The organism is Paraburkholderia sp. RAU2J (genome assembly GCF_003634845.1).
Classification (GTDB): Bacteria; Pseudomonadota; Gammaproteobacteria; order Burkholderiales; family Burkholderiaceae; genus Paraburkholderia; species Paraburkholderia fynbosensis.
In genome coordinates, this window is the sequence record NZ_RBXG01000001.1 from 1,324,468 (window position 1) to 1,344,148 (window position 19,681).

The following is a 19,681-nucleotide window of genomic DNA, read 5'->3' on the forward strand; positions in this document are numbered from 1 at the left end:
TGCGTCACTTCTTTTTCGCTTTTTTCTCCGACGCCTTCACGCCCGCCTTTTTCGCCGACTGGCCGGCCTTGCCCGCGCTCTTCTCTTTCTCCGGCGGCGCCAGCATCGTGCCGCGGCACTTGCGAGCGCCGCAACGGCATTCGTATTCCTTCTTGAGCTTCTTGGTCCGACGCGCGTCGATCACGAGGCCGTAGTCGTAAAAAACCTCCTCGCCTTCCGCGATATCGCGCAACGCGTGCACGTAGACGTGGCCGTCGATTTCCTCGGCTTCGCAGTTCGGCGCGCAGGAGTGATTGATCCAGCGCGCGCTGTTGCCGTTCACCTTGCCGTCGATCACCTTGCCGCTATCGAGCGCGAAATAAAATGTGTGATTCGGTTCGGCCGGATTATGTGGATGACGGCGCAATGCTTCTTTCCAGGAGATCCGCTCGCCCTTGTATTCGATCAACCGCTCGCCGGCCGCAATCGGTTCGACGGCAAACACGCCTTTGCCGTGCACACCCGAACGGCGCACGGCGATCCTGCGTGAACTCATTGAATGAATCCTTGTGAAGAACTGGGGGTGAAGTCCGGCAGCCGCTTGAATTGCCCGCGTCTGACGCGCTGCTTTTTTCTGACGCGGATAGCAAACGCGGCGCCTTGCGAGCGCCGCGTCGACTTGCGACGCGCAATGCGCCACATCCGGCATCCTACACGCTCAAGACGGCTTCGTTCAACCGTCAAAGAAACGCGCTCGCGCAACCTGCGCTGCTAGCTTCACCGTTGTCCGAAGGAAATGTCGCCGAACAGCGCTTTCTGCTCGCGCGGTTGCGAACGCCAGTATTGCGGCGGCGCTTCGACCGTCGCACCGAGTTGCGCTGCGGCATGCCAAGGCCAGCGCGGGTTGTACAGCAACGCGCGAGCCAGCGCGATCAGATCCGCGTCGCCTGCTTCGATCAGTTGCTCGGCGTGCAGCGGATCGGTGATCAAGCCGACGCCGATGGTGGTCAGCCCCGTGGCCTGCTTGACCGCCTTCGCGAACGGAATCTGATAACCCGGCTCGAGTGGAATCTTCTGCAACGGCGACACGCCACCAGAGGACACGTCGATCCAGTCGCAACCACGCTTTTTCAACTCGTGCGCGAAAGCAACCGTGTCCGCGAGCGTCCAGCCGCCTTCGACCCAATCGGTCGCCGAAACACGCACGCCGACCGGTTTGTCGGCGGGAAAGGCGGCGCGCACGATATCGAAGATTTCGAGCGGAAAGCGCATGCGGTTTTCGAGCGAACCGCCATAGTCGTCGTCGCGCTGATTGGCGATCGGCGAGAGGAATTGATGCAGCAGATAACCGTGCGCTGCGTGCACTTCCAATGCGTCGACACCGAGACGCGCGGCACGTCGCGCAGAGGCCGCGAACGCTTCGCGAATCCGGTTCAGCCCGGCTGTATCGAGCGCGAGCGGCGGCTCTTCGCCCGCCTTGTGCGGCAATGCGGAGGGCGCGTGCGGCAGCCAGCCGCCTTGCGCCACCGGAATCAGCTGGCCGCCTTCCCATGGCACATGGCTCGACGCCTTGCGCCCGGCGTGCGACAACTGCATCGTCACCTTGATATGCGAATGCTTGCGGATCGCCGCGAGCACCGGCGCGAGCGCGGCTTCGGTGGCGTCGTCCCACAAGCCGAGATCGCTCGGCGTGATGCGGCCGTCCGGTTCGACGGAGGTGGCCTCGATGAACAGCATGCCGGCGCCCGACAACGCGAGACCGCCGAGGTGCAGCATATGCCAAGCTGTCGCCTCGCCACGTTCGGCGGAATACTGGCACATCGGGGACACGACGATACGATTGGGAAGCGTCACGCTACGCAGCGTGAGCGGAGAAAAAAGCGCGCTCATGGATTACGCCCAGTGAAAGCCCGAGAGCGATCGAGCATAGCACCGTGAGCGGTTTACTGCATGTACCGTCGGTCAGGCTTTGGCTTCCACCTGATCGAGCCATTCACTGAACATCCGGCAGGTGGCGGCTTCGAGCGCGGGACCAAATTGCGCGGTGTCGGCCCGCAACCGACGCGGGTCGATGCCATGACCGGCAAGCTCGCCCGCGTTACCGATCAGCCAGGGCTCGAAGCGATCGGCACGAATCTCCGGATGGCACTGCAAGGCCAGCACGTGGTCACCCCAGGCGAACGCCTGGTTTTCGCAGGCGGGCGTCGATGCGAGACGCGTTGCGTTATCGGGCAGATCGAAGGTGTCGCCGTGCCAATGCAGCATCGAAGTATGCTCGCCATCCAGATGACGCAGCGGCGATGCGCGGCCGGCATCGGTCAGCGTGAGCGGCGTCCAGCCGAGTTCGGTATGGCCCGCGGGATAGACGCGCGCTCCGAGCGCACGCGCGATCAGTTGAGCGCCGAGGCAGATGCCGAGCGTCGGCAATCCGGCCGCGATGCGTTTTTCGATCAGCGACAGCAACGGGACAAGCGTTGGATAAAGCGCGTCGTCGGTGGCGCTGATCGGGCCGCCGAGCACCACCATCAGTGACGCGGCAACCGGGTTCGGCGCCTCGATTCGGGCGAAGCCTACATCGAGATAACGGACCGGGCGCCCGCGCTCACCGAGCACTCGCTCAAGACTGCCCAGATCCTCGAAGTGCACATGACGAATGGCCAGTACTTCGCGATTCATCGGCCTGCCCCACCTTCAGGTTGACTAAAGACTTGCCGCTACACGGCGCCAGACGGCTGACTGGCGAGGAATACCGCCCGCTGAAGCCGGCTTGGCAGTGTAGCGGATTGTCCTGGACGAAAGCGCTTACTGCGCAAAGATCTTCCAGGTCTTCTTCTGGGTGGCGACGTCGGCGGTTTCATGCACCGAGCAGTCGAGACGCAGATCCGTATCGGACATCTTCATGTCGAGCAGCGCGCAGTAATGCGGCGTCTTCTTCGGATTCTTGCTCGGCTCGAAGTGCGTGCAGCTGAGGCACATGCGGTGCGGCGGAATCGTGCCTTGCGCCTCGAGTTGATAGATCGTCTTGAGCAGCGTGCGATAGAAAACGGCCTGCTCGTCGTCACGCAACGTGCCCACCGCCTTGCCCAGAAAGTCCGGCCATTGCGCGGCGCGCTTCGCAGCCGTGCGCCCACGCGCCGTCAGGCGAACTGCGAGGGCGCGGCCGTCGTCGAGGGCGCGGCGCTTTTCGACGAGGCCTTTGGTTTCAAGCGTGCTGACCGCGTCGCTGGTGGTGGCGGCGGTCAAGGCCGTTTCACGGGCGATTTCGCCGAGGCGCATCGGCCCCTTGCGTTGCATCAACAAGACCAGGATTTCGCCCTGAGTCGGCGTGAGACCCGCGCCTTCGGCCCATTCCCAGGCCTGGCTTCGCATCGCCGTGCTCAATCGCAATAGGCTATGGGTCACTCGCCCGGCTGCCTGTTCTCCGTATACGCCTTCGCTCATAATCTTCGATTCGTTTATTTACAGCTTTAGGACGCCGCCGGTGAACCGCTTGCCGACTTCGCCCGTAGCTTGTGTGGGGTAGCTTCGCCCAAGGGCGGACGAAACCGTTTTCTCTATCTCAAAAATTTACCGCCTAGCAATCCCGAGGCGGTGAAACAACATTCTATGCGAGAGCGGCAAATCGTACAGCTAACTTATCCAGTGCTATCTGTGGATAACCTTGGGAAAACACGTGGACAGCATGCGCATCGATTCCTGGCGCGCATTCGGGGCGGGCTGGACGGCACCGGAATAGTCCTCGTTCAACGCGCCGATGCGCGCCCAGCCGCTCTGGTTATGCTTTTCGCAGCATGTTGACTTTGCAGGGAATTATTCAGTTGTCCACAGCCTCATGCGATGCACGCGCACGGCTACTAGGTTGGTATACGTAAACTTTGGAAAAACTTGAAGGCCGCGAGCGCAAATAAATTTCGAAAAAAACCCGCGCGAAGCGGGTTTTTTTTGATGGCCGAGCTGCGCAATGCCGTCCAGAGCTAGGCTCGCCATTGCAAACACTGCTGCCGAACCGCTTCGTGCAGGGACTTTTCCTGCGCAAACACACCGCGCAACCAAGTCGCGTCATTCACCTGCCCGCGCGCGATTGCGCCGATTTCGGCGAGTGCATGGGCCGAGCCGAGCGCCTGCGCATGCGGTGCGATCAGGTCGAGCGTTTCGAGGATGTCCTCTGAAATCGTCTTGCGTTCGCCCGTTTGCGGATTGATGCAGACGCCGGCCAGACCGAAACGGCATGCTTCGAAACGGTTGAACGTGTAGACGAGATAGTCGTCTTCCTTCGGCGCGATCGGCTTGTCGAGCAGCAGATGGCGGGCGAGCGTCTGGATGTAGCACGCAATCGCCGCGGCGCGGTCGACCGAAAACGGCGTATCCATCACGCGCACTTCGATCGTGCCAAAGCCAGGCTTCGGCCGGATGTCCCAGTAAAAATCCTTCATGCTGTTGACCACGCCGGTCTGGACCATCTTCGAAAAATATTCCTCGAAGCTGTCCCACGTCAGCACGAATGGCGCGCGGCCCGACAACGGGAACGCAAAGACGGAATTCAGGCGTGCCGAATGAAATCCGGTATCGACGCCTTGCACGAACGGCGACGAGGCGGACAGCGCGATGAAATGCGGGATGAACCGCGACATCGAATGCAGCAGATACAGCGCGCTGTTCGGATCCGGGCAACCGATATGCACGTGCTGGCCGAACACCGTGAATTGCTTCGCGAGGTAGCCGTACAGCTCTGACAGATACTGGAAACGCGGTGTATCGACGATCTGCCGCTCGCTCCATTGCTGGAATGCGTGCGTGCCGCCGCCACACAAGCCGACGTTCAGATGATCGGCCGCGGACACCAGCGTGTCGCGAATCTTGTGCAAATCGGTGACCGCCTGCTCGTGCGTCGTGCAGATGCCGGTCGACAACTCGATCATGCTCTCGGTGATTTCCGGCGTGATGTTGCCGGGGATCTTTTCGTCCTTGATAAGACGCAGCAGATCCGTGCCGGCTTTGGTCAGATCATAGTCATGCGTATTGACGATCTGCATCTCGAGTTCGACACCAAACGTAAACGGTTTCGAATCGATGAAGGGTTCGAGTGACATGGCGTCCCCTGAGTCAGGTCGGCCGGGTAGCTGTCACTTGCCCGGCCGCTTTTGAATCGAATGAGTTGAATGAAACGTCGCCTGCCGCGAGCGCGCGGCAGGCGCTTACCGCGTTGACTCTTCGCGCCGTTCAGCGACGAGCGCGAGGCTGCGATAGACGAGCCACGGCCCGAGAATCTGCAGCACGAAAATCGAACACATCACGATTGCCCGCAATTGCGGATCGAAATTCGGATAAAGGTTGTAGGTATCGTCGACCAGCAGATAGGCAAGCGCCGACATTGGCGATAAAGACAAACCAAGCGCCGCCCCCTGCTTCCAGTTCAAGCCGCTCGGCTTGGCGAACGCCATGACACCGATCAGCTTCGCGATCAGACGAGCAACGATCAGACCCAGCGCCGCGACACCGCCGAGCGCGATGTGCCGCCATTCGAACGACGTCAGCGTGAGCACGAACAGAATCACGGTCAACAGCCAGCCGGCGGTGCCGAAATGCTGCGGCCACAACTGCGGGCGCGCCTCGTGATTTTTCACGATGATGCCGGCGGCCAGCAGCGCAAGAATGGTCGACAGCTTGAACAGATGCGAGACGGCGATCGCCAGCAGCACGAGGCCGAATAGCGCGACGAACGAATGCTCGTCCTGCATGTTCAGCCGGCGATAGAAAAACGTGCAGGTGCGCGCAAGCAGATACGCGAGCACGAGCGAGCCGATCAGCAGGTAAAGCGGTTGCAGGATCGTCGCGAAAACATTGCCGTAAACCTCCTGATGCAGCCAGCTCGACACGAGCTTTTCGATCACGACCGCATACATGCTGTTCAGCGCGGTCAAGGTCAGCAGACGCTGGGTCACCTGGCCTTCTGCGCGCAATTCCGTTTTGAGCTGGATGACCATCGCGGGCGACGTTGCCATGGCAATCGCAGCGAGCACCATCGCCACCATCAGCGGCACGTTCAGGAACAGCAACACCGGCAGGACGAAGGCGAAAGTCAGCGTGGCTTCGGCCACGCTCGACAGGATCAGCCACGGATTGCGGCGGATCCAGCGCAGATCGAGCCGGCTTCCGAGTTCGAACAGCAGCAGACCCAGCGCGACGTCGAGCAACGGACGCGCGGCCATTGCGGAATCCGCATCGATCACGCCGAAGCCGGCCGCACCGGCAATCAGGCCAATGACCGCATAGCCGGAAATGCGCGGTAAACGCCACGCGCGATAGCACAGCTCACCGCACAGACCTGCGGCAAGCAAGGCGAGACCAGCCCAAAAGATGGCGTCGGGTGAAAGCGGCCAGGCTGGAAAAAATGAAAACGCCGAATTCATCGTGATGGGTTCTCCTTTGCAGCAACGGCGGACGACACGAACCGGCGCAAACACCGGCGAACAGGCGGGCGCGCGTGAGGCGCTCACCATCGCAATCGCTTCGCATGGCCAGCGTTGCGAGTTTTCATTGATCGGATGATCTGAATCTGAATGCGCTGCAGCCGCGAAAGAGGCAGGCACATTCAAGGATGAGGCTGTAGCAAACGAAACGGCGAAGAACGCCGTCGACTTTGAATCAGATTCTGATTGAGCGGCACCGTTCCGTTGCCGCGTGTGCCGCCAGAGACCAGGCACGACGCGAAAAGAACGGCGATTGTGCCATAGCTTTTTCAGCCTTGACCGAAAACACACGAACATGCTGGCAAAACGGTAAAAACGTACGTTATCTCCGTGCCACCGGGAAAAAGCGACTTTTTTACCGCAGCAGACTGTCGAGTTAACCGTCAGATTGGACGCCGCGTATGTGCTTTTGAGGACATTGCCGCAGAAGTTTTCGCGTTGGTTCGAAGGGGATTACCACACCGATGACCGCGTCTCCAGCGTTGGCCTTGCTGTTTACAGGTTTACTGTATGTATACGTAGTAACAGTTAACAAGCTGCCTCGGTTTCTGTGGATAACTCATGTTTACCGAAGCGAATCATTGGTTTGCCGACGGCATAACCGGATGCACAGCATGTGCGGGAGCAGCGCGTATACGCGAGTAACTTTTTGCGCTTTTCGGCGCGGAGAAAGTTACCCCGTTTACGTCCACAACGGGTCCACACGACTTGCGCGGGTTAACAGCATGGTTATCCACACCCTTCGGTGGATAACTCTGTCGACGCGTATACGTGCGTATCCCGACGGTTGACGGGTGGGCCGGCCCTCCGGTTAACCGTTAGCCGACCGTTCCCTGCCGCAATGCGCGCAGCAGGAAACGGGCGGGATCGATGTCTTCGGCCAGATCGCGTTCGAGCGGCCACGGCTCGCCTTCTATTTGTGACGCGATCAGTTCGGCGCCTAGCGTTGCCCACACCAGTCCGCGCGAGCCGTATGCGAACGCGCCGTAGACGCCTTCCATGCGCGGCAGATCGAGCGGCCATGCACCGCGCAGACGCTGCGCATCGCGGGCCGCTTCGCCTTCGTCGGCGAGTTGGCCGATCATCGGCATGCGGTCGCTCGTGACGCAGCGAAACGCGACGCGTCCGGCCAGCGCCGCCGACCGTGCGGGATCGCCCGCGGAGGCGGCAAGCGGGGCATACGCCGGCAGCATCTGCGCGACGCGCTCGAGGTTTTCCAGATGACCGCTCGCGCGCAGCGACGTCTCGGGGTCGTCGAGTTCATACGTGGCGCCCGTCAACGTGACGCCGTTGGCAAGCGGCACCGCGTAGCCTTCGCCGATCACCGGCAACGCGGGCGACGGCGCGGTGCCCGAGGGTAGCAACGTCAGTTGGCCACGAATGCTGCGCGTCGGCGCATGCTGCAAGCCGGCGAAGCGCGCTGCATCGTGCGCGCTCGCGACGATCACCACCGGCGCGCGCGCGACGGCCTGGCCCGCCGTGTCGAAGACGGTCCACTGATCGCCCGACCGTTCCAGCCGGGCGACCTCGACGCCGAAGCGGCGTTCGAGCAACCCGCCCGCCGCGGCGAACTGTGCGGCGCAAAGCGACGTCGGATCGACCCAGCCTCCCTGTGGGAAAAACCAGCCGCCGCGTACGAGCGGCATGCCGGCGAGTTGTCGAGCGTCTTGTGCCGAGACGGGCGTCACGTACGCGCACGGATAGCGGAACGCAGCGATCGCGTCGCCAATCGCGCGAGCTTCGTCGTCGTCCGCGGCGATCTGCAGCAAGCCTGGGCCGCCGCGCAACGGTCGATGACCGAGCCGTTCGAGTTCGGCCCAGCGCCGCAACGCATACAGAAAGCCGGCTCGTGTGACGCGCGAGGCGACGCTGTCGTCGCGGGAAATCATCGGGTGGAACACGCCGGCGGGATTGCCGGACGCGTCCTGCGCGACCGACGCATGCCGCTCCAGCGACGTCACGCGCCAACCACGCGCGGCAAGCCGCTCGATGACCGCGCTGCCCGCAAGCCCTGCGCCGATCACCACCGCATGCCGTTCGCCGAGTGCGAGCGGGGCGGGTGGCTCGTAGCGGCGCACGCGCCAGCGCGGCGCGAAGTGGCCGACCAGCATCGCCCGTTTCCAGCCGAAGCCGTCGATCTTTCGATACTCGAAACCGCATTGCGTCAACGCGCGTTTAATCTCGCCGGCGCTGCTGTAGGTGGCGAACGTGGCGCCCTCGCCCGCCAGTCGAGCGAGCGCCTTGAAAACCGGCAGGGACCAGAGCTCTGGATTTCTGGCCGGCGCGAAGCCGTCGAGATAGAACGCATCGGCGCGCAGTCGCAAGGCCGGCAAGCTGTCGAGCGCGTCGGCCAGCACCAGCGTCAGCATGACGCGGCCCTCTTCGAATTCGAGCCGGTGCGTGCCGGGGACGAGCATCGGCCATGCGTTCGCGAGCGTATCGGCCAGTTCTGCCACCGCCGGATCGGACAGGGTCGCCGCATAGACGCTGCGCAGATCGGCGACGGTAAACGGATGCTTCTCGGTCGAAACGAAATGCAGCCGCTCGCATCGCGCCGGATCGGCGCGCCATGCGGCCCACGTCACGAGGAAGTTGATGCCCATGCCGAAGCCGGTTTCGAGCACGGTGAAAGTGCGGCGGCCTTGCCAACGTTCGGGCAGCGCGTTGCCGTTCAGGAAAACATAGCGAGCCTGTTCGAGACCGCCCACGGCGCTGTGATAGATATCGTCGTAGAACGGTGAAAACGGGGTGCCGTTGTCGCGAAAAGCGAGGACAGCGGGGATCAGCGGATCGGTCATGCGTCGGAAAATGACGCTCGCAAGAGCGGTTCTAACGTTACCGCCAGCGCGCGCAGCTCGCCGGACGGCGAAAAAGACGCGCCGAACGTTGGCAAAAACCAACGCCAAGCCCCGTCCCTACTGGGTTTCAGCCCTCCGTGAGAGGTCGTTGAGCGCAAAATCGCGTTTTCCTCGCCAGATCGACGCTCGAACCTCGCAATTCTTCGAAACCCTTATCCTGATTGGGTTTGCGCTGCGCTATCATAGCAAGCGCCGCGAATTGAGCGGCAGCACGGCCAATGGACAGTCATCTGTCCTGTGCTACCGGATCCGGGGGATCCGGAGCCGTAGCTGCTCGACGGCGCGGCCGCGCACGTATAATCGGCGCGTTCGCGCTGTTCGTATCAACCTAAACTCAGAAAGGAACCTTAATGAACAAACAGGAACTGATCGACGCCGTCGCAGGACAGACGGGCGCCAGCAAGGCTCAAACCGGTGAAACGCTGGACACGTTGCTTGAAGTGATCAAGAAGTCTGTGTCGAAAGGCGATGCGGTCCAGTTGATTGGCTTCGGTAGCTTTGGTTCGGGCAAGCGCGCAGCGCGTACGGGGCGTAACCCCAAGACCGGCGAAACCATCAAGATTCCGGCAGCCAAGACCGTCAAGTTCACGGCAGGCAAGGCGTTCAAGGACGCGGTCAACAAGCGCTAAGCAGATTGCTGCCAGGCAGTTGACACCCGCCAACGGCGGGTTTTTTTTCGGCTGCGCGTTGTGCGCGGGATAAGCCGCGACACACGTCGCGGCCTTTTTGATCGCATCGACGCGGGGTGACGCCGTTCAGTCGTGACGGTGGTCGTGATCATGCCCATGACCGTCGTGATCATGATGATGATCGTGATCGTCTTCGTCGAAATCCCAGGCGGGAAACGGATCGGCGAACTGTTGCCAGCCCTGCGGCCCCAATGCGTATTCGCCGTCGCTCAGCAGACACGCGTCGAACTTCGCCGTCCACTGCGCCGGGTCGATGCCGACCCCGATCAGCACTAGCTCCTGGCGACGGTCGCCAATGCTCAGATCGTCCGGATCGCCGTACCAGTCGCCGGCGATTTCGGCGGCCAGTTCCTCGTCGCCGTCCGGCCATTCGCTGCGGTCCTGCGCGGCCCACCACATGCCCGCCGGACCATGCCGGCAAGCGCCGCCGGCCTGCGACAGCGAACCGGCAATGTCGTTGCGCGTCGCGAGCCAGAAGAAGCCCTTGCCGCGCAAGACGCCCTTCCACTCCTGATGCAGCAGCGCCCACAGCCGCTCCGGATGAAACGGCCGGCGCGCCCGATAAACGAAATTGCCGATGCCGAACTCGTCCGCTTCCCCTTGAGGCGCATGGCCGTGGCCGTGCTCATGATTGAGCGACGCGAGCCAGCCCGGCGCACTCGCCGCCTCGTCGAAATCGAACCGGCCGGTGTTCAGCACTTGCGCGAGCGGCACCGCGCCGAAGCGGCTGACCACCTGCACCGCACGCGGGTTGATGCGCGCGAGGATGCGTTGCAAACGCGTGAGCTCGTCTGCGCTCACGAGGTCGGCCTTGTTCACCACCAGCACGTCGCAGAATTCAATCTGCTCGATCAGCAATTCGACGATGGTGCGGTCGTCTTCGTCGGTCGCGGCGATGCCGCGCTCGGCGAGCGCGTCGGCCGAACCGTAGTCGCGCAGGAAGTTGAACGCGTCGACCACAGTCACCATCGTGTCGAGCCGTGCGACGTCGGCGAGCGAAGCGCCTGCATCGTCGACGAAGGTGAAGGTTTCGGCGATCGGCATCGGGTCGGCAACGCCGGTCGATTCGATCAGAATCGCATCGAAACGCTGTTCGGCGGCCAGGCGTTTGATCTCGACTGCCAGATCGTCGCGCAGCGTGCAGCAGATGCAGCCGTTCGACAGTTCGACGAGCCGCTCTTCGACGCGCGACAGCGTGGCGGTATCGCGCACGAGCGTCGCGTCGACGTTGACGGCGGCCAGGTCGTTGACGATCACGGCCACGCGCAAACCGGCGCGATTCGCGAGAATGTGGTTCAGGAGCGTGGTCTTGCCGGCGCCCAGAAAACCGGAGAGCACGGTGACGGGCAATAGCGGCTGGTTCATCGCAGTACGGAAAAGCAAGAGGATTGGAGGGCGTGCCGGGCTTGGGGCCGCATGACTGCGCGACCGGTTTGACGCTTGGGCTCGACGGCAGCACGAAGCCGCATTGTGCATCAAAACGGGCGGCCGCCGCGTGACTGGCTGGATCGGCGGGGCTTGGCCAGCGTGTCTGGAAATCGGGCGGCAGCATGAACGCCAGGACGACACGATGTGGAAAATGCCGATGCGCGCTCACGGGCAGACCGCGAAATGCGTCAAGCAGTCAGGCGGGAAGCGGACTCGAAAAAGGGAAAATGAGGGCGATAATCACGACAGACGCCAGCGGCAGACAGCCCAAACAGGCCTGCTCGAAAAAACCGCACGCTCAACGTGTAGCCGGCATCAGATTCCACTTGCGTAGAATAGCGACGATCTGCTGCGCATACTTGTCGCGCAAAGTGGGTGTCTCGGAGTGGTATGCGCCGACCGCTTGCCACGTGTTACCGTATTTGTTCATCTGACGGCGCAGATGCCAGGCCGCGATATAGACGTTCTTGCACGGCTCCATCAGCGTGCCTTGCGAGATGCCGTACTGGGCGAGCGTGGGCAGATGGATCGAATTGATCTGCATCACCCCGTAGTCGGTCGAACCGTTGGCGTTCTTGTGTTGCGCGTCAGGCCGGTTGTGCGACTCCTGCCATGCAATTGCGCGTAGAATCAACGGGTTAACTTTTTGGTACTTCGCTGCTTCGTCGAAGCAATCGGCGCGTGCTGACCCCGCTGCTGCCAGCATGGCGAGTCCCGCGGCGATGGTGACGAAGGCATGATTCATCGGTCAAGAGGACTAAGTAAAATCGCAAGAGTAAGGGTTGGTAAGGCATTTATCCGGCCATATTCCAGCCGACGACAGCCGCTAGGGCACGCCGGTAGGGCCTTTGTCCAACATCCGGGAAAACCCGCGTCAGCAAACTCTCAACCGGAGACTCGAACGGCTCGTATCATACCGGCAGTCCGACCCGCGTCAAGTTAGCTAACAGACATAAGCGGACGGAAAACGAAGCGCTCTGCCGGTTTCACCAAGCGCCGTCTACCTTTCAATTGCATGACAAACGGTGCGGGCTTTCAGGGGAATCGCACATCACCGCCCGTTTTGTGACAAATCGGACATGAAAAACTGTTACTGTTCATTTTTTTCGGACGTCGGACGGTCGGAGCCCGCAGCGACCTTGGTCCGCGAGGCCGATCCACAGACCGGCAGGGTGGTGGCTTACCCCCGTGTCCGCACTGCATGACCGTCGGCAGCATCGGCTGCCGGCATCGATATCACAACCCATGAGAAGAAATTGTATGGCTTTGCGTCGCGTTGCAACGGCGCTGCTGGTGGCTGGATTGATCACCGCGCAGACAGCACAGGCTCAGGTGACACTCAACTTCGTGAACGCCGATATCGACCAGGTTGCCAAGGCGATCGGCGCGGCCACCGGCAAAACGATCATCGTCGACCCGCGTGTGAAGGGCCAGTTGAACCTCGTGTCGGAAAATTCAGTGCCGGAGGACCAGGCGCTCAAGACCCTGCAGTCCGCTTTGCGCATGCAGGGTTTCGCGCTGGTGCAGGACCACGGCGTGCTGAAGGTCGTGCCGGAAGCCGACGCCAAGCTGCAGGGCGTGCCGACCTACGTCGGCAATGCGCCTGTCGCGCGCGGCGACCAGGTGGTCACGCAGGTGTTCGTGCTAAAGAACGAATCGGCCAATAATCTGCTGCCGGTGCTGCGTCCGCTAATTTCGCCGAACAACACCGTGGCCGCTTACCCGGCCAACAATACGATCGTCGTCACCGACTACGCCGATAACGTGCGGCGCATCGCGCAGATTATCGCGGGCGTGGATACCGCGGCGGGCCAGGCGGTCGCCGTCGTGCCGCTGAGAAACGGCAACGCGATCGACATCGCCGCGCAGATGACCAAGATGCTCGACCCCGGCGCGATCGGCAGCACCGACGCGACGCTGAAGGTCTCGGTCACCGCCGATCCGCGCACCAACTCGCTGATGATCCGCGCCTCGAACGGCGGGCGTCTTGCCACCGCGAAGGAACTCGCCAAGCAGCTCGACATGCCGACCACGATGCCTGGCAACATGCACGTCGTGGCGCTGCGCAACGCGGACGCCACGCGGCTCGCGAAGACGCTGCGCGGCATGCTCGGCAAGGGCGGCGACAGCGGCTCGTCGAGCGGCTCGGGTGAAGCGAATTCGTTCAACCAGGGCGGCGGCGGCGGCGGCTTCTCGGGCGGCAATTCGACGGGCACTTCGGGCACCCCGCCGTTGCCGTCGGGCGGACTGAACAGCAGCTCGATGTCCTCGCCGCTGACCGGCAGCGGCTCGGGCGGCAACAATGCCTCCGGTTCCGGCAGCCTGCTCGGTGGCGACAAGGAGAAGGGCGAGGACAACCAGGCCGGCGGCATGATCCAGGCGGACTCCGCCACCAACTCGCTGATCATCACGGCGGCCGAGCCGGTGTACCGCAATCTGCGCGCGGTGATCGATCAGCTCGACGCACGCCGCCCGCAGGTCTACATCGAGGCGCTGATCGTCGAGTTGAACTCGAACACGAGCGGCAACCTCGGCATTCAGTGGCAGATCGCGAACAACTCGGTGTTCGCCGGCACGAACCTGCAGACCGGATCGAGCAACAGCATCATCAACCTGACGGCGGCCGCCGCGGCGGCCGGCACCACCGGCGGGCTTGCCACGGCGCTCGGCAACGGGGCTTTGCAGCAGGGCCTGAACGTCGGCTGGATTCACAACATTTTCGGCGTGCAAGGGCTCGGCGCGCTGCTGCAGGCGCTGTCGCAAAACGCCGACGCGAACGTGCTGTCCACGCCTAACCTGATCACGCTCGACAACGAGGAAGCGAAGATCGTCGTCGGGACGAACGTGCCGATCCAGACCGGTTCGTATTCGAACCTCACGAGCGGCGCCACGAGCGCGGCGTTCAACACATTCGACCGCGTCGACGTCGGTCTGACGCTGCACGTGAAGCCGCAGATCACCGACGGCGGCATTCTGAAGCTGCAGCTCTACACCGAAGACTCGGCGATCGTGAACGGCACCACGAACGCGGTGACCAACCCGTCGGGCCCGCAGTTCACGAAGCGCTCGATCCAGTCCACGGTGCTCGCCGACAACGGTGAGATCATCGTGCTGGGCGGTTTGATGCAGGACAACTACCAGGTCAGCAACAGCAAGGTGCCGTTGCTCGGCGACATTCCGTGGCTCGGTCAGCTGTTCCGCTCCGAACAGAAGACGCGCGAGAAGACTAACCTGATGGTGTTCCTGCGCCCGGTGATCATCAACGACCGCGATACCGCGCAGGCCGTGACGTCGAACCGTTACGACTACATCCAGGGTGTGCAGGGCGCGTACAGGTCGGACAACAACGTGATGAGGGACAAGGACGATCCGGTGATGCCGCCGATGCCGCTCGGCCCGAGCCAGGGCGTGCCGCCCGCGATGAACCTGTTCGATCTGAACCAGATGCGCCGTCAGCAGGCGGCGCCGCAACAGGTACCGCAGCAGGCGCCACAGGCCGTACCGCAAGCCGTGCCCCAGTCGAGCCAGCAGCCGGCGCAGCAAACCGCCCCGCAGCCGGTCACAACGCCCTATCCGACGACCGGCACGGAGCCGACCACCGCATCACCGGGAGCGCGTCCGTGATTCAGGCGCCCGCGCAAACAGCGCACCGCGCTCAGGGCGGCGACTCCGCCAACGGCGAGCGCGCCGCGCCCTCGCCGCTCGCCGCGCGGCTCGTGCCATACGGCTTCGCCCGCAACGGTCAGATTCTGGTCGCGCATCAGCACGCGGACAGCCTCGAAGTGTGGATCAGCGAGCGCACCAGCGAAGCCGCGCTCGCCGAAATCACGCGCAACTTCGGCGTGGTGTCGGTTGTACGTTTGCCTGCCGACGAACTCGCGCAGGCGATCAACCAGGCGTATGCGCGCCAGGACGGCAGCGCCGCGCAGGTGGTCGGTGAAGTAGAAGGCGAAGTCGATCTGTCGCGTTTGATGCAGGACATCCCCGAGGTCGAGGATCTGCTGGAATCCGAAGACGACGCGCCGATCATCCGCATGATCAACGCGCTGCTCACACAAGCGGCGCGCGAACAGGCGTCGGATATTCACATCGAGCCGTTCGAGAATGCTTCCGTGGTGCGCTTCCGGGTCGACGGCACGCTGCGCGACGTCGTGCGCCCGAAGAAAGCGCTGCACGGCGCGCTGATCTCGCGGATCAAGATCATGGCGCAGCTCGACATCGCGGAGAAACGCTTGCCGCAGGACGGCCGTATCACGTTGCGCGTCGGTGGGCGTCCGGTCGACGTGCGAGTGTCGACGCTGCCGACGGGCCACGGCGAGCGCGCGGTGTTGCGTCTGCTGGAAAAAGACGCGTCGCGTTTGAACCTCGAAGCGCTTGGCATGGCGTCCGACACGCTCGTCAAGTTCGACAAGCTGATCGGCAAGCCGCACGGCATCGTGCTGGTGACCGGCCCAACCGGCTCGGGCAAAACGACCACGCTGTATGCGGCGATGTCGCGGCTCGAGACGACCACGACCAACATCATGACGGTCGAAGACCCGATCGAATACGACCTCTCCGGCATCGGCCAGACACAGGTCAACGAGCGGATCGGCATGACCTTCGCGCGCGCGTTGCGCTCGATTCTGCGGCAGGACCCGGACGTCATCATGATCGGTGAAATCCGCGACCTCGAAACCGCGCAGATCGCGGTGCAGGCGTCGCTCACCGGCCACCTCGTGCTGGCAACGCTGCATACGAACGACGCGGCCTCCGCGGTCACGCGTCTGACCGACATGGGTGTCGAGCCGTATCTGCTCGCCTCGTCGCTGCTCGGCGTGCTGGCGCAGCGGCTCGTGCGGCGGCTGTGTCCGGTGTGCCGCGAAGAGCGCACCGAGGACGACGGGCGCGTGCGCTGGCATCCGGTGGGCTGCGACAAATGCGGCCAGTCCGGTTATGCGGGACGGCGCGGCGTCTACGAACTGTTGTTGATCGACGAGTCGATCCGCACGCTGGTCCACCGCAATGCGGCCGATGCGGAGATTCTCACGGCCGGCCGCGAGCAAGGCATGCGTACGTTGCGTGAGGATGCGAACCGCTGGCTCGAGTCCGGGCTGACCTCGTTGGAAGAAGTGATTCGCGTGACGGGCGGAGCGTAAACGCATGCCGGCATTTCGTTTCGAAGCAATCGACGCGGCGGGCAAGGCGCAAAAAGGCGTGCTCGACGCGGACAGCGCGCGCAGCGCGCGTACCAACCTGCGCTCGCAAGGCCTCACGCCGCTCGTCGTGGAGCCCGCCGCATCGCGCGTGCGCGGCGAGCGCAATCAACGGCTGTCGCTCGGGCGGCGTTTGTCGCAGCGCGAACAGGCGATCCTCACGCGCCAGCTGGCCAGTCTGCTGATTGCCGGTTTGCCGCTCGACGAAGCGCTCGCCGTGCTCACCGAGCAATCGGAGCGTGACTATATCCGCGAACTGATGGCGTCGATTCGCGCCGAAGTGCTCGGCGGCCATTCGCTCGCTAATGCGCTGACGCAGCATCCGAAGGACTTCCCTGAAATCTATCGGGCGCTCGTCGCCGCCGGTGAACACACCGGCAAGCTCGGGCTGGTGCTGTCGCGCCTCGCCGACTACATCGAGCAACGCAACGCGCTCAAGCAGAAGATCGTGCTCGCGTTCACGTACCCGGGCATCGTGACGCTCATCGCGTTCGGCATCGTCACGTTTCTGTTGAGCTACGTGGTGCCGCAGGTGGTGAACGTGTTCGCCAGCACCAAGCAGCAACTGCCCATCCTCACGGTGATGATGATGGCGCTGTCCGGCTTCGTGCGTAGCTGGTGGTGGGCGGTGCTGATCGGCGTGCTCGGTGTGGCGTATCTGGTGCGCTCGGTGCTCAGGCAACCGGGCCCGCGCCTCGCGTTCGACCGCTGGCTGCTGACCGCGCCGCTGCTCGGCAAGCTCGTGCGCGGCTATAACACCGTGCGCTTTGCCAGCACGCTCGGCATTTTGACCGCAGCGGGCGTGCCGATTCTGCGCGCCCTGCAAGCCGCCGCCGAAACGCTCAGCAACAACGCGATGCGCGAGAACATCGACGACGCGATCGTGCGCGTGCGCGAAGGCACGTCGTTATCGCGCGCGCTCGGCAATACGAAGACGTTTCCGCCGGTGCTGGTGCACCTGATCCGTTCGGGCGAAGCGACCGGTGACGTGACGACCATGCTCGACCGTGCGGCCGACGGCGAGGCACGCGAACTGGAGCGCCGCACGATGTTCCTGACGAGCCTGCTCGAGCCCTTGCTGATTCTGGCGATGGGGGGCGTGGTGCTCGTGATCGTGCTGGCGGTGATGCTGCCGATCATCGAGTTGAACAACCTCGTGCAGTGATGCGTGAGGAGACCGGATTGCGCGGCGTGCGGGTTTGACGGACGGCGGGCGCCGCACAATCGGTTGAGGTGAGCTGAAGCGGTTGAAGCTGATTGATGCGTTAATCCGGCAAAACGCAGGCAAAAAGCATAGTCCAGATAAAAGCGCGCAAGCCGCGCGCATTCGCTTCAGCGCCGGTGTTTAGCGCACGTAGATCGTAGGACCGCTGGCGTTGGCGGGCAGAAAGACTTCGGAGTGCGCGCCGTTGCGGTCGATGATGATCGAGCGGGCCCGGACCTCGGAAAGTTTGGCGCCTTGCATCAGCGTGCTGCCGAGCGACACCGCATGCGGCGGTTCACCGCCCACGCTGACGATGGCCGCGGCGCCTTCGCGCAAGGCGAGGATGCCGAACAGATGCACGTCCTGGTTGACGCTGCGCGTGAGCTGACCGCCGAACAGCGTGGCGGCCTGGTCGGTCGAGACCTGCGCGTGCGCGGCGGCGGCGGGCAACGGCGCGCCGGACATCGTGGTGAGCGTGATGACCCAGTAGGTCAGCGTCGCGCAAAAAACGGCGAACAGCGCGAGCGACAGAAGGCGGATTTGGATGGCGTTCATGCGCATCATTGTACGGACTATTGTGGAAATTGCGTGGCGTTGGAACCCTTCAACACCATGACATTAAAATGACCGCCCGGGCGTGTTCAATAGCGGCCTGATAGCTGACCAGCGAACCCCGCCCAGTCGAAAATTTCACCTGAAAAGAGGTAGCAAGCTATGCAACTGTCGACCACTCGCCGCACTGATATCGCGGGTTCGCGCAGCCGTCGTCAGCGCGGTTTCACGCTGATCGAAATCATGGTCGTCATCGCGATTCTGGGCATTCTCGCCGCGCTGATCGTGCCGAAAATCATGAGCCGTCCGGACGAAGCGCGCCGGGTCGCCGCCAAGCAGGACATCGGCACGATGATGCAGGCGTTGAAGCTGTATCGTCTCGACAACGGCCGTTATCCGACCCAGGAGCAAGGCCTGCGCGCGCTGATCGAAAAGCCGAGCACTGATCCGGTGCCGAGCAACTGGAAGGACGGCGGCTACCTCGAGCGTCTGCCGAACGATCCGTGGGGCAACGCGTATCAGTATCTGAATCCGGGCGTGCACGGTGAGATCGACGTGTTCAGCTACGGCGCGGACGGCAAGGCCGGCGGCGAAGGCAATGACTCCGATGTCGGCTCGTGGCAATAGGCGCGCTGCACAACTTTTGATTCTCCCGCGCGCGATGCCCGCGCTGCTCTGCAGTGATGCTCGCACGCTTTATCGATACATCGTCGTTTGATCTTTGGTTGATCGTTTCGTGGCCGGCACTATGCGTATGTCCGCTTGCAAGTCCCCTGTGGACACTCCGTGTCCGGTCTCGCCGCCGCGCGCGGCGTGCGCTGGCGCGCGTCGTTCGCGCCTCGCCGGCAGCCGGCGCCGCGACGCGGGCTTCACGCTGCTCGAAATGATGGTGGTGCTGGTCATCGCAGGCCTGCTGGTATCGTTGACCGCGCTGACGATGACGCGCAATCCGCGCACCGATCTGAACGAGGAAGCGCAGCGTCTCGCGCTGCTGTTCGAATCGGCCGGCGACGAAGCCCAGGTGCGCGCGCGGCCCATCGCGTGGCAACCGGTCGAGGGCGGCTTCCGGTTTGATCAACGCACTGAAGACGGGTGGCGTCCGCTGCGCGACGATCTGCTCGGGCCCCGTCAGTGGGAAGGCGGCGTGACCGGCGTGACGATCAGCTATCCGGGCTCGGATTCGCAGCCGAGCCGCGTCGTCTTCGGCACCGAAGCGATCGACGTACCGGTGCAGATCACGCTGTTTTCGGCGGCGGGGCGCGCGACAATCGTCGGCACCGGCAATGGCCGCTATGAGGTGCACTGA

General features: G+C 63.2%; 17 protein-coding genes. 7 read left to right on the forward strand and 10 right to left on the reverse strand.

Annotation, left to right across the window (positions count from 1 at the left end):
* Positions 1-4 precede the first annotated feature (4 nt).
* The 6 genes from B0G69_RS06220 to B0G69_RS06245 form a co-directional block, all read right to left on the reverse strand.
* Positions 5-535 (reverse strand): SET domain-containing protein-lysine N-methyltransferase, encoded by a 531-nt coding sequence (locus B0G69_RS06220; RefSeq protein WP_121316105.1) that lies wholly within the window; start codon positions 533-535, stop codon positions 5-7.
* A gap of 221 nt (positions 536-756) precedes the next feature.
* Positions 757-1,869, reverse strand: coding sequence for an NADH:flavin oxidoreductase/NADH oxidase (locus B0G69_RS06225; protein WP_121316106.1), 1,113 nt, complete (start codon positions 1,867-1,869; stop codon positions 757-759).
* Between the two features lie 72 nt (positions 1,870-1,941).
* Positions 1,942-2,655 carry a glutamine amidotransferase gene (locus B0G69_RS06230; RefSeq protein WP_121316107.1) on the reverse strand — a complete coding sequence of 238 codons (714 nt, stop codon included), beginning with the start codon at positions 2,653-2,655 and terminating at the stop codon, positions 1,942-1,944.
* A 126-nt stretch (positions 2,656-2,781) separates the two neighbouring features.
* Positions 2,782-3,420, reverse strand: a complete 639-nt coding sequence (locus tag B0G69_RS06235; RefSeq protein WP_121316108.1) for a MarR family winged helix-turn-helix transcriptional regulator — start codon at positions 3,418-3,420, stop codon at positions 2,782-2,784.
* 533 nt (positions 3,421-3,953) lie between these two features.
* On the reverse strand, positions 3,954-5,069 hold the full coding sequence (locus B0G69_RS06240) for a YbdK family carboxylate-amine ligase (protein WP_121316109.1): 1,116 nt from the start codon (positions 5,067-5,069) through the stop codon (positions 3,954-3,956).
* 105 nt (positions 5,070-5,174) lie between these two features.
* A complete protein-coding gene (locus B0G69_RS06245; protein WP_121316110.1) occupies positions 5,175-6,389 on the reverse strand; it encodes a cation:proton antiporter in 1,215 nt (404 codons plus the stop codon).
* Between B0G69_RS06245 and B0G69_RS41330 the strand changes: the two genes are divergently transcribed.
* On the forward strand, positions 6,337-6,528 hold the full coding sequence (locus B0G69_RS41330) for a hypothetical protein (RefSeq protein ID WP_199731277.1): 192 nt from the start codon (positions 6,337-6,339) through the stop codon (positions 6,526-6,528). The genes B0G69_RS06245 and B0G69_RS41330 overlap by 53 nt on opposite strands.
* Positions 6,529-7,267: 739 nt before the next feature.
* Here B0G69_RS41330 and mnmC read toward each other — a convergent pair.
* Positions 7,268-9,247 carry a bifunctional tRNA (5-methylaminomethyl-2-thiouridine)(34)-methyltransferase MnmD/FAD-dependent 5-carboxymethylaminomethyl-2-thiouridine(34) oxidoreductase MnmC gene (mnmC, locus tag B0G69_RS06250; RefSeq protein WP_121316111.1) on the reverse strand — a complete coding sequence of 660 codons (1,980 nt, stop codon included), beginning with the start codon at positions 9,245-9,247 and terminating at the stop codon, positions 7,268-7,270.
* Positions 9,248-9,657: 410 nt separating this feature from the next.
* Between mnmC and B0G69_RS06255 the strand changes: the two genes are divergently transcribed.
* A complete protein-coding gene (locus tag B0G69_RS06255; protein WP_006050811.1) occupies positions 9,658-9,936 on the forward strand; it encodes an HU family DNA-binding protein in 279 nt (92 codons plus the stop codon).
* A gap of 126 nt (positions 9,937-10,062) precedes the next feature.
* Here B0G69_RS06255 and B0G69_RS06260 read toward each other — a convergent pair whose 3' ends face one another.
* Positions 10,063-11,361 (reverse strand): GTP-binding protein, encoded by a 1,299-nt coding sequence (locus B0G69_RS06260; protein ID WP_121316112.1) that lies wholly within the window; start codon positions 11,359-11,361, stop codon positions 10,063-10,065.
* A gap of 361 nt (positions 11,362-11,722) precedes the next feature.
* Complete coding sequence (locus tag B0G69_RS06265) at positions 11,723-12,169, reverse strand: lytic transglycosylase domain-containing protein (RefSeq protein ID WP_121316113.1); 447 nt, start codon at positions 12,167-12,169, stop codon at positions 11,723-11,725.
* Between the two features lie 515 nt (positions 12,170-12,684).
* On the opposite strand from B0G69_RS06265, the gene gspD reads away from it, so the two are divergent.
* From gspD to gspF, 3 genes are read left to right on the forward strand one after another with little or no spacing between them, the layout of a single operon-like run.
* Complete coding sequence (gspD, locus tag B0G69_RS06270) at positions 12,685-15,048, forward strand: type II secretion system secretin GspD (RefSeq protein WP_121316114.1); 2,364 nt, start codon at positions 12,685-12,687, stop codon at positions 15,046-15,048.
* Positions 15,045-16,562, forward strand: a complete 1,518-nt coding sequence (gene gspE, locus B0G69_RS06275; protein ID WP_121316115.1) for a type II secretion system ATPase GspE — start codon at positions 15,045-15,047, stop codon at positions 16,560-16,562. The genes gspD and gspE overlap by 4 nt, the downstream gene beginning before the upstream one ends.
* A gap of 4 nt (positions 16,563-16,566) precedes the next feature.
* Positions 16,567-17,784 (forward strand): type II secretion system inner membrane protein GspF, encoded by a 1,218-nt coding sequence (gspF, locus tag B0G69_RS06280; protein ID WP_121316116.1) that lies wholly within the window; start codon positions 16,567-16,569, stop codon positions 17,782-17,784.
* Between the two features lie 180 nt (positions 17,785-17,964).
* Here gspF and B0G69_RS06285 read toward each other — a convergent pair whose 3' ends face one another.
* Positions 17,965-18,378, reverse strand: a complete 414-nt coding sequence (locus B0G69_RS06285) for a type II secretion system protein N (RefSeq protein WP_121319138.1) — start codon at positions 18,376-18,378, stop codon at positions 17,965-17,967.
* Positions 18,379-18,537: 159 nt separating this feature from the next.
* Between B0G69_RS06285 and gspG the strand changes: the two genes are divergently transcribed.
* Complete coding sequence (gene gspG / locus B0G69_RS06290) at positions 18,538-19,002, forward strand: type II secretion system major pseudopilin GspG (RefSeq protein ID WP_121316117.1); 465 nt, start codon at positions 18,538-18,540, stop codon at positions 19,000-19,002.
* Between the two features lie 121 nt (positions 19,003-19,123).
* Positions 19,124-19,681, forward strand: coding sequence for a GspH/FimT family pseudopilin (locus B0G69_RS06295; RefSeq protein ID WP_121316118.1), 558 nt, complete (start codon positions 19,124-19,126; stop codon positions 19,679-19,681).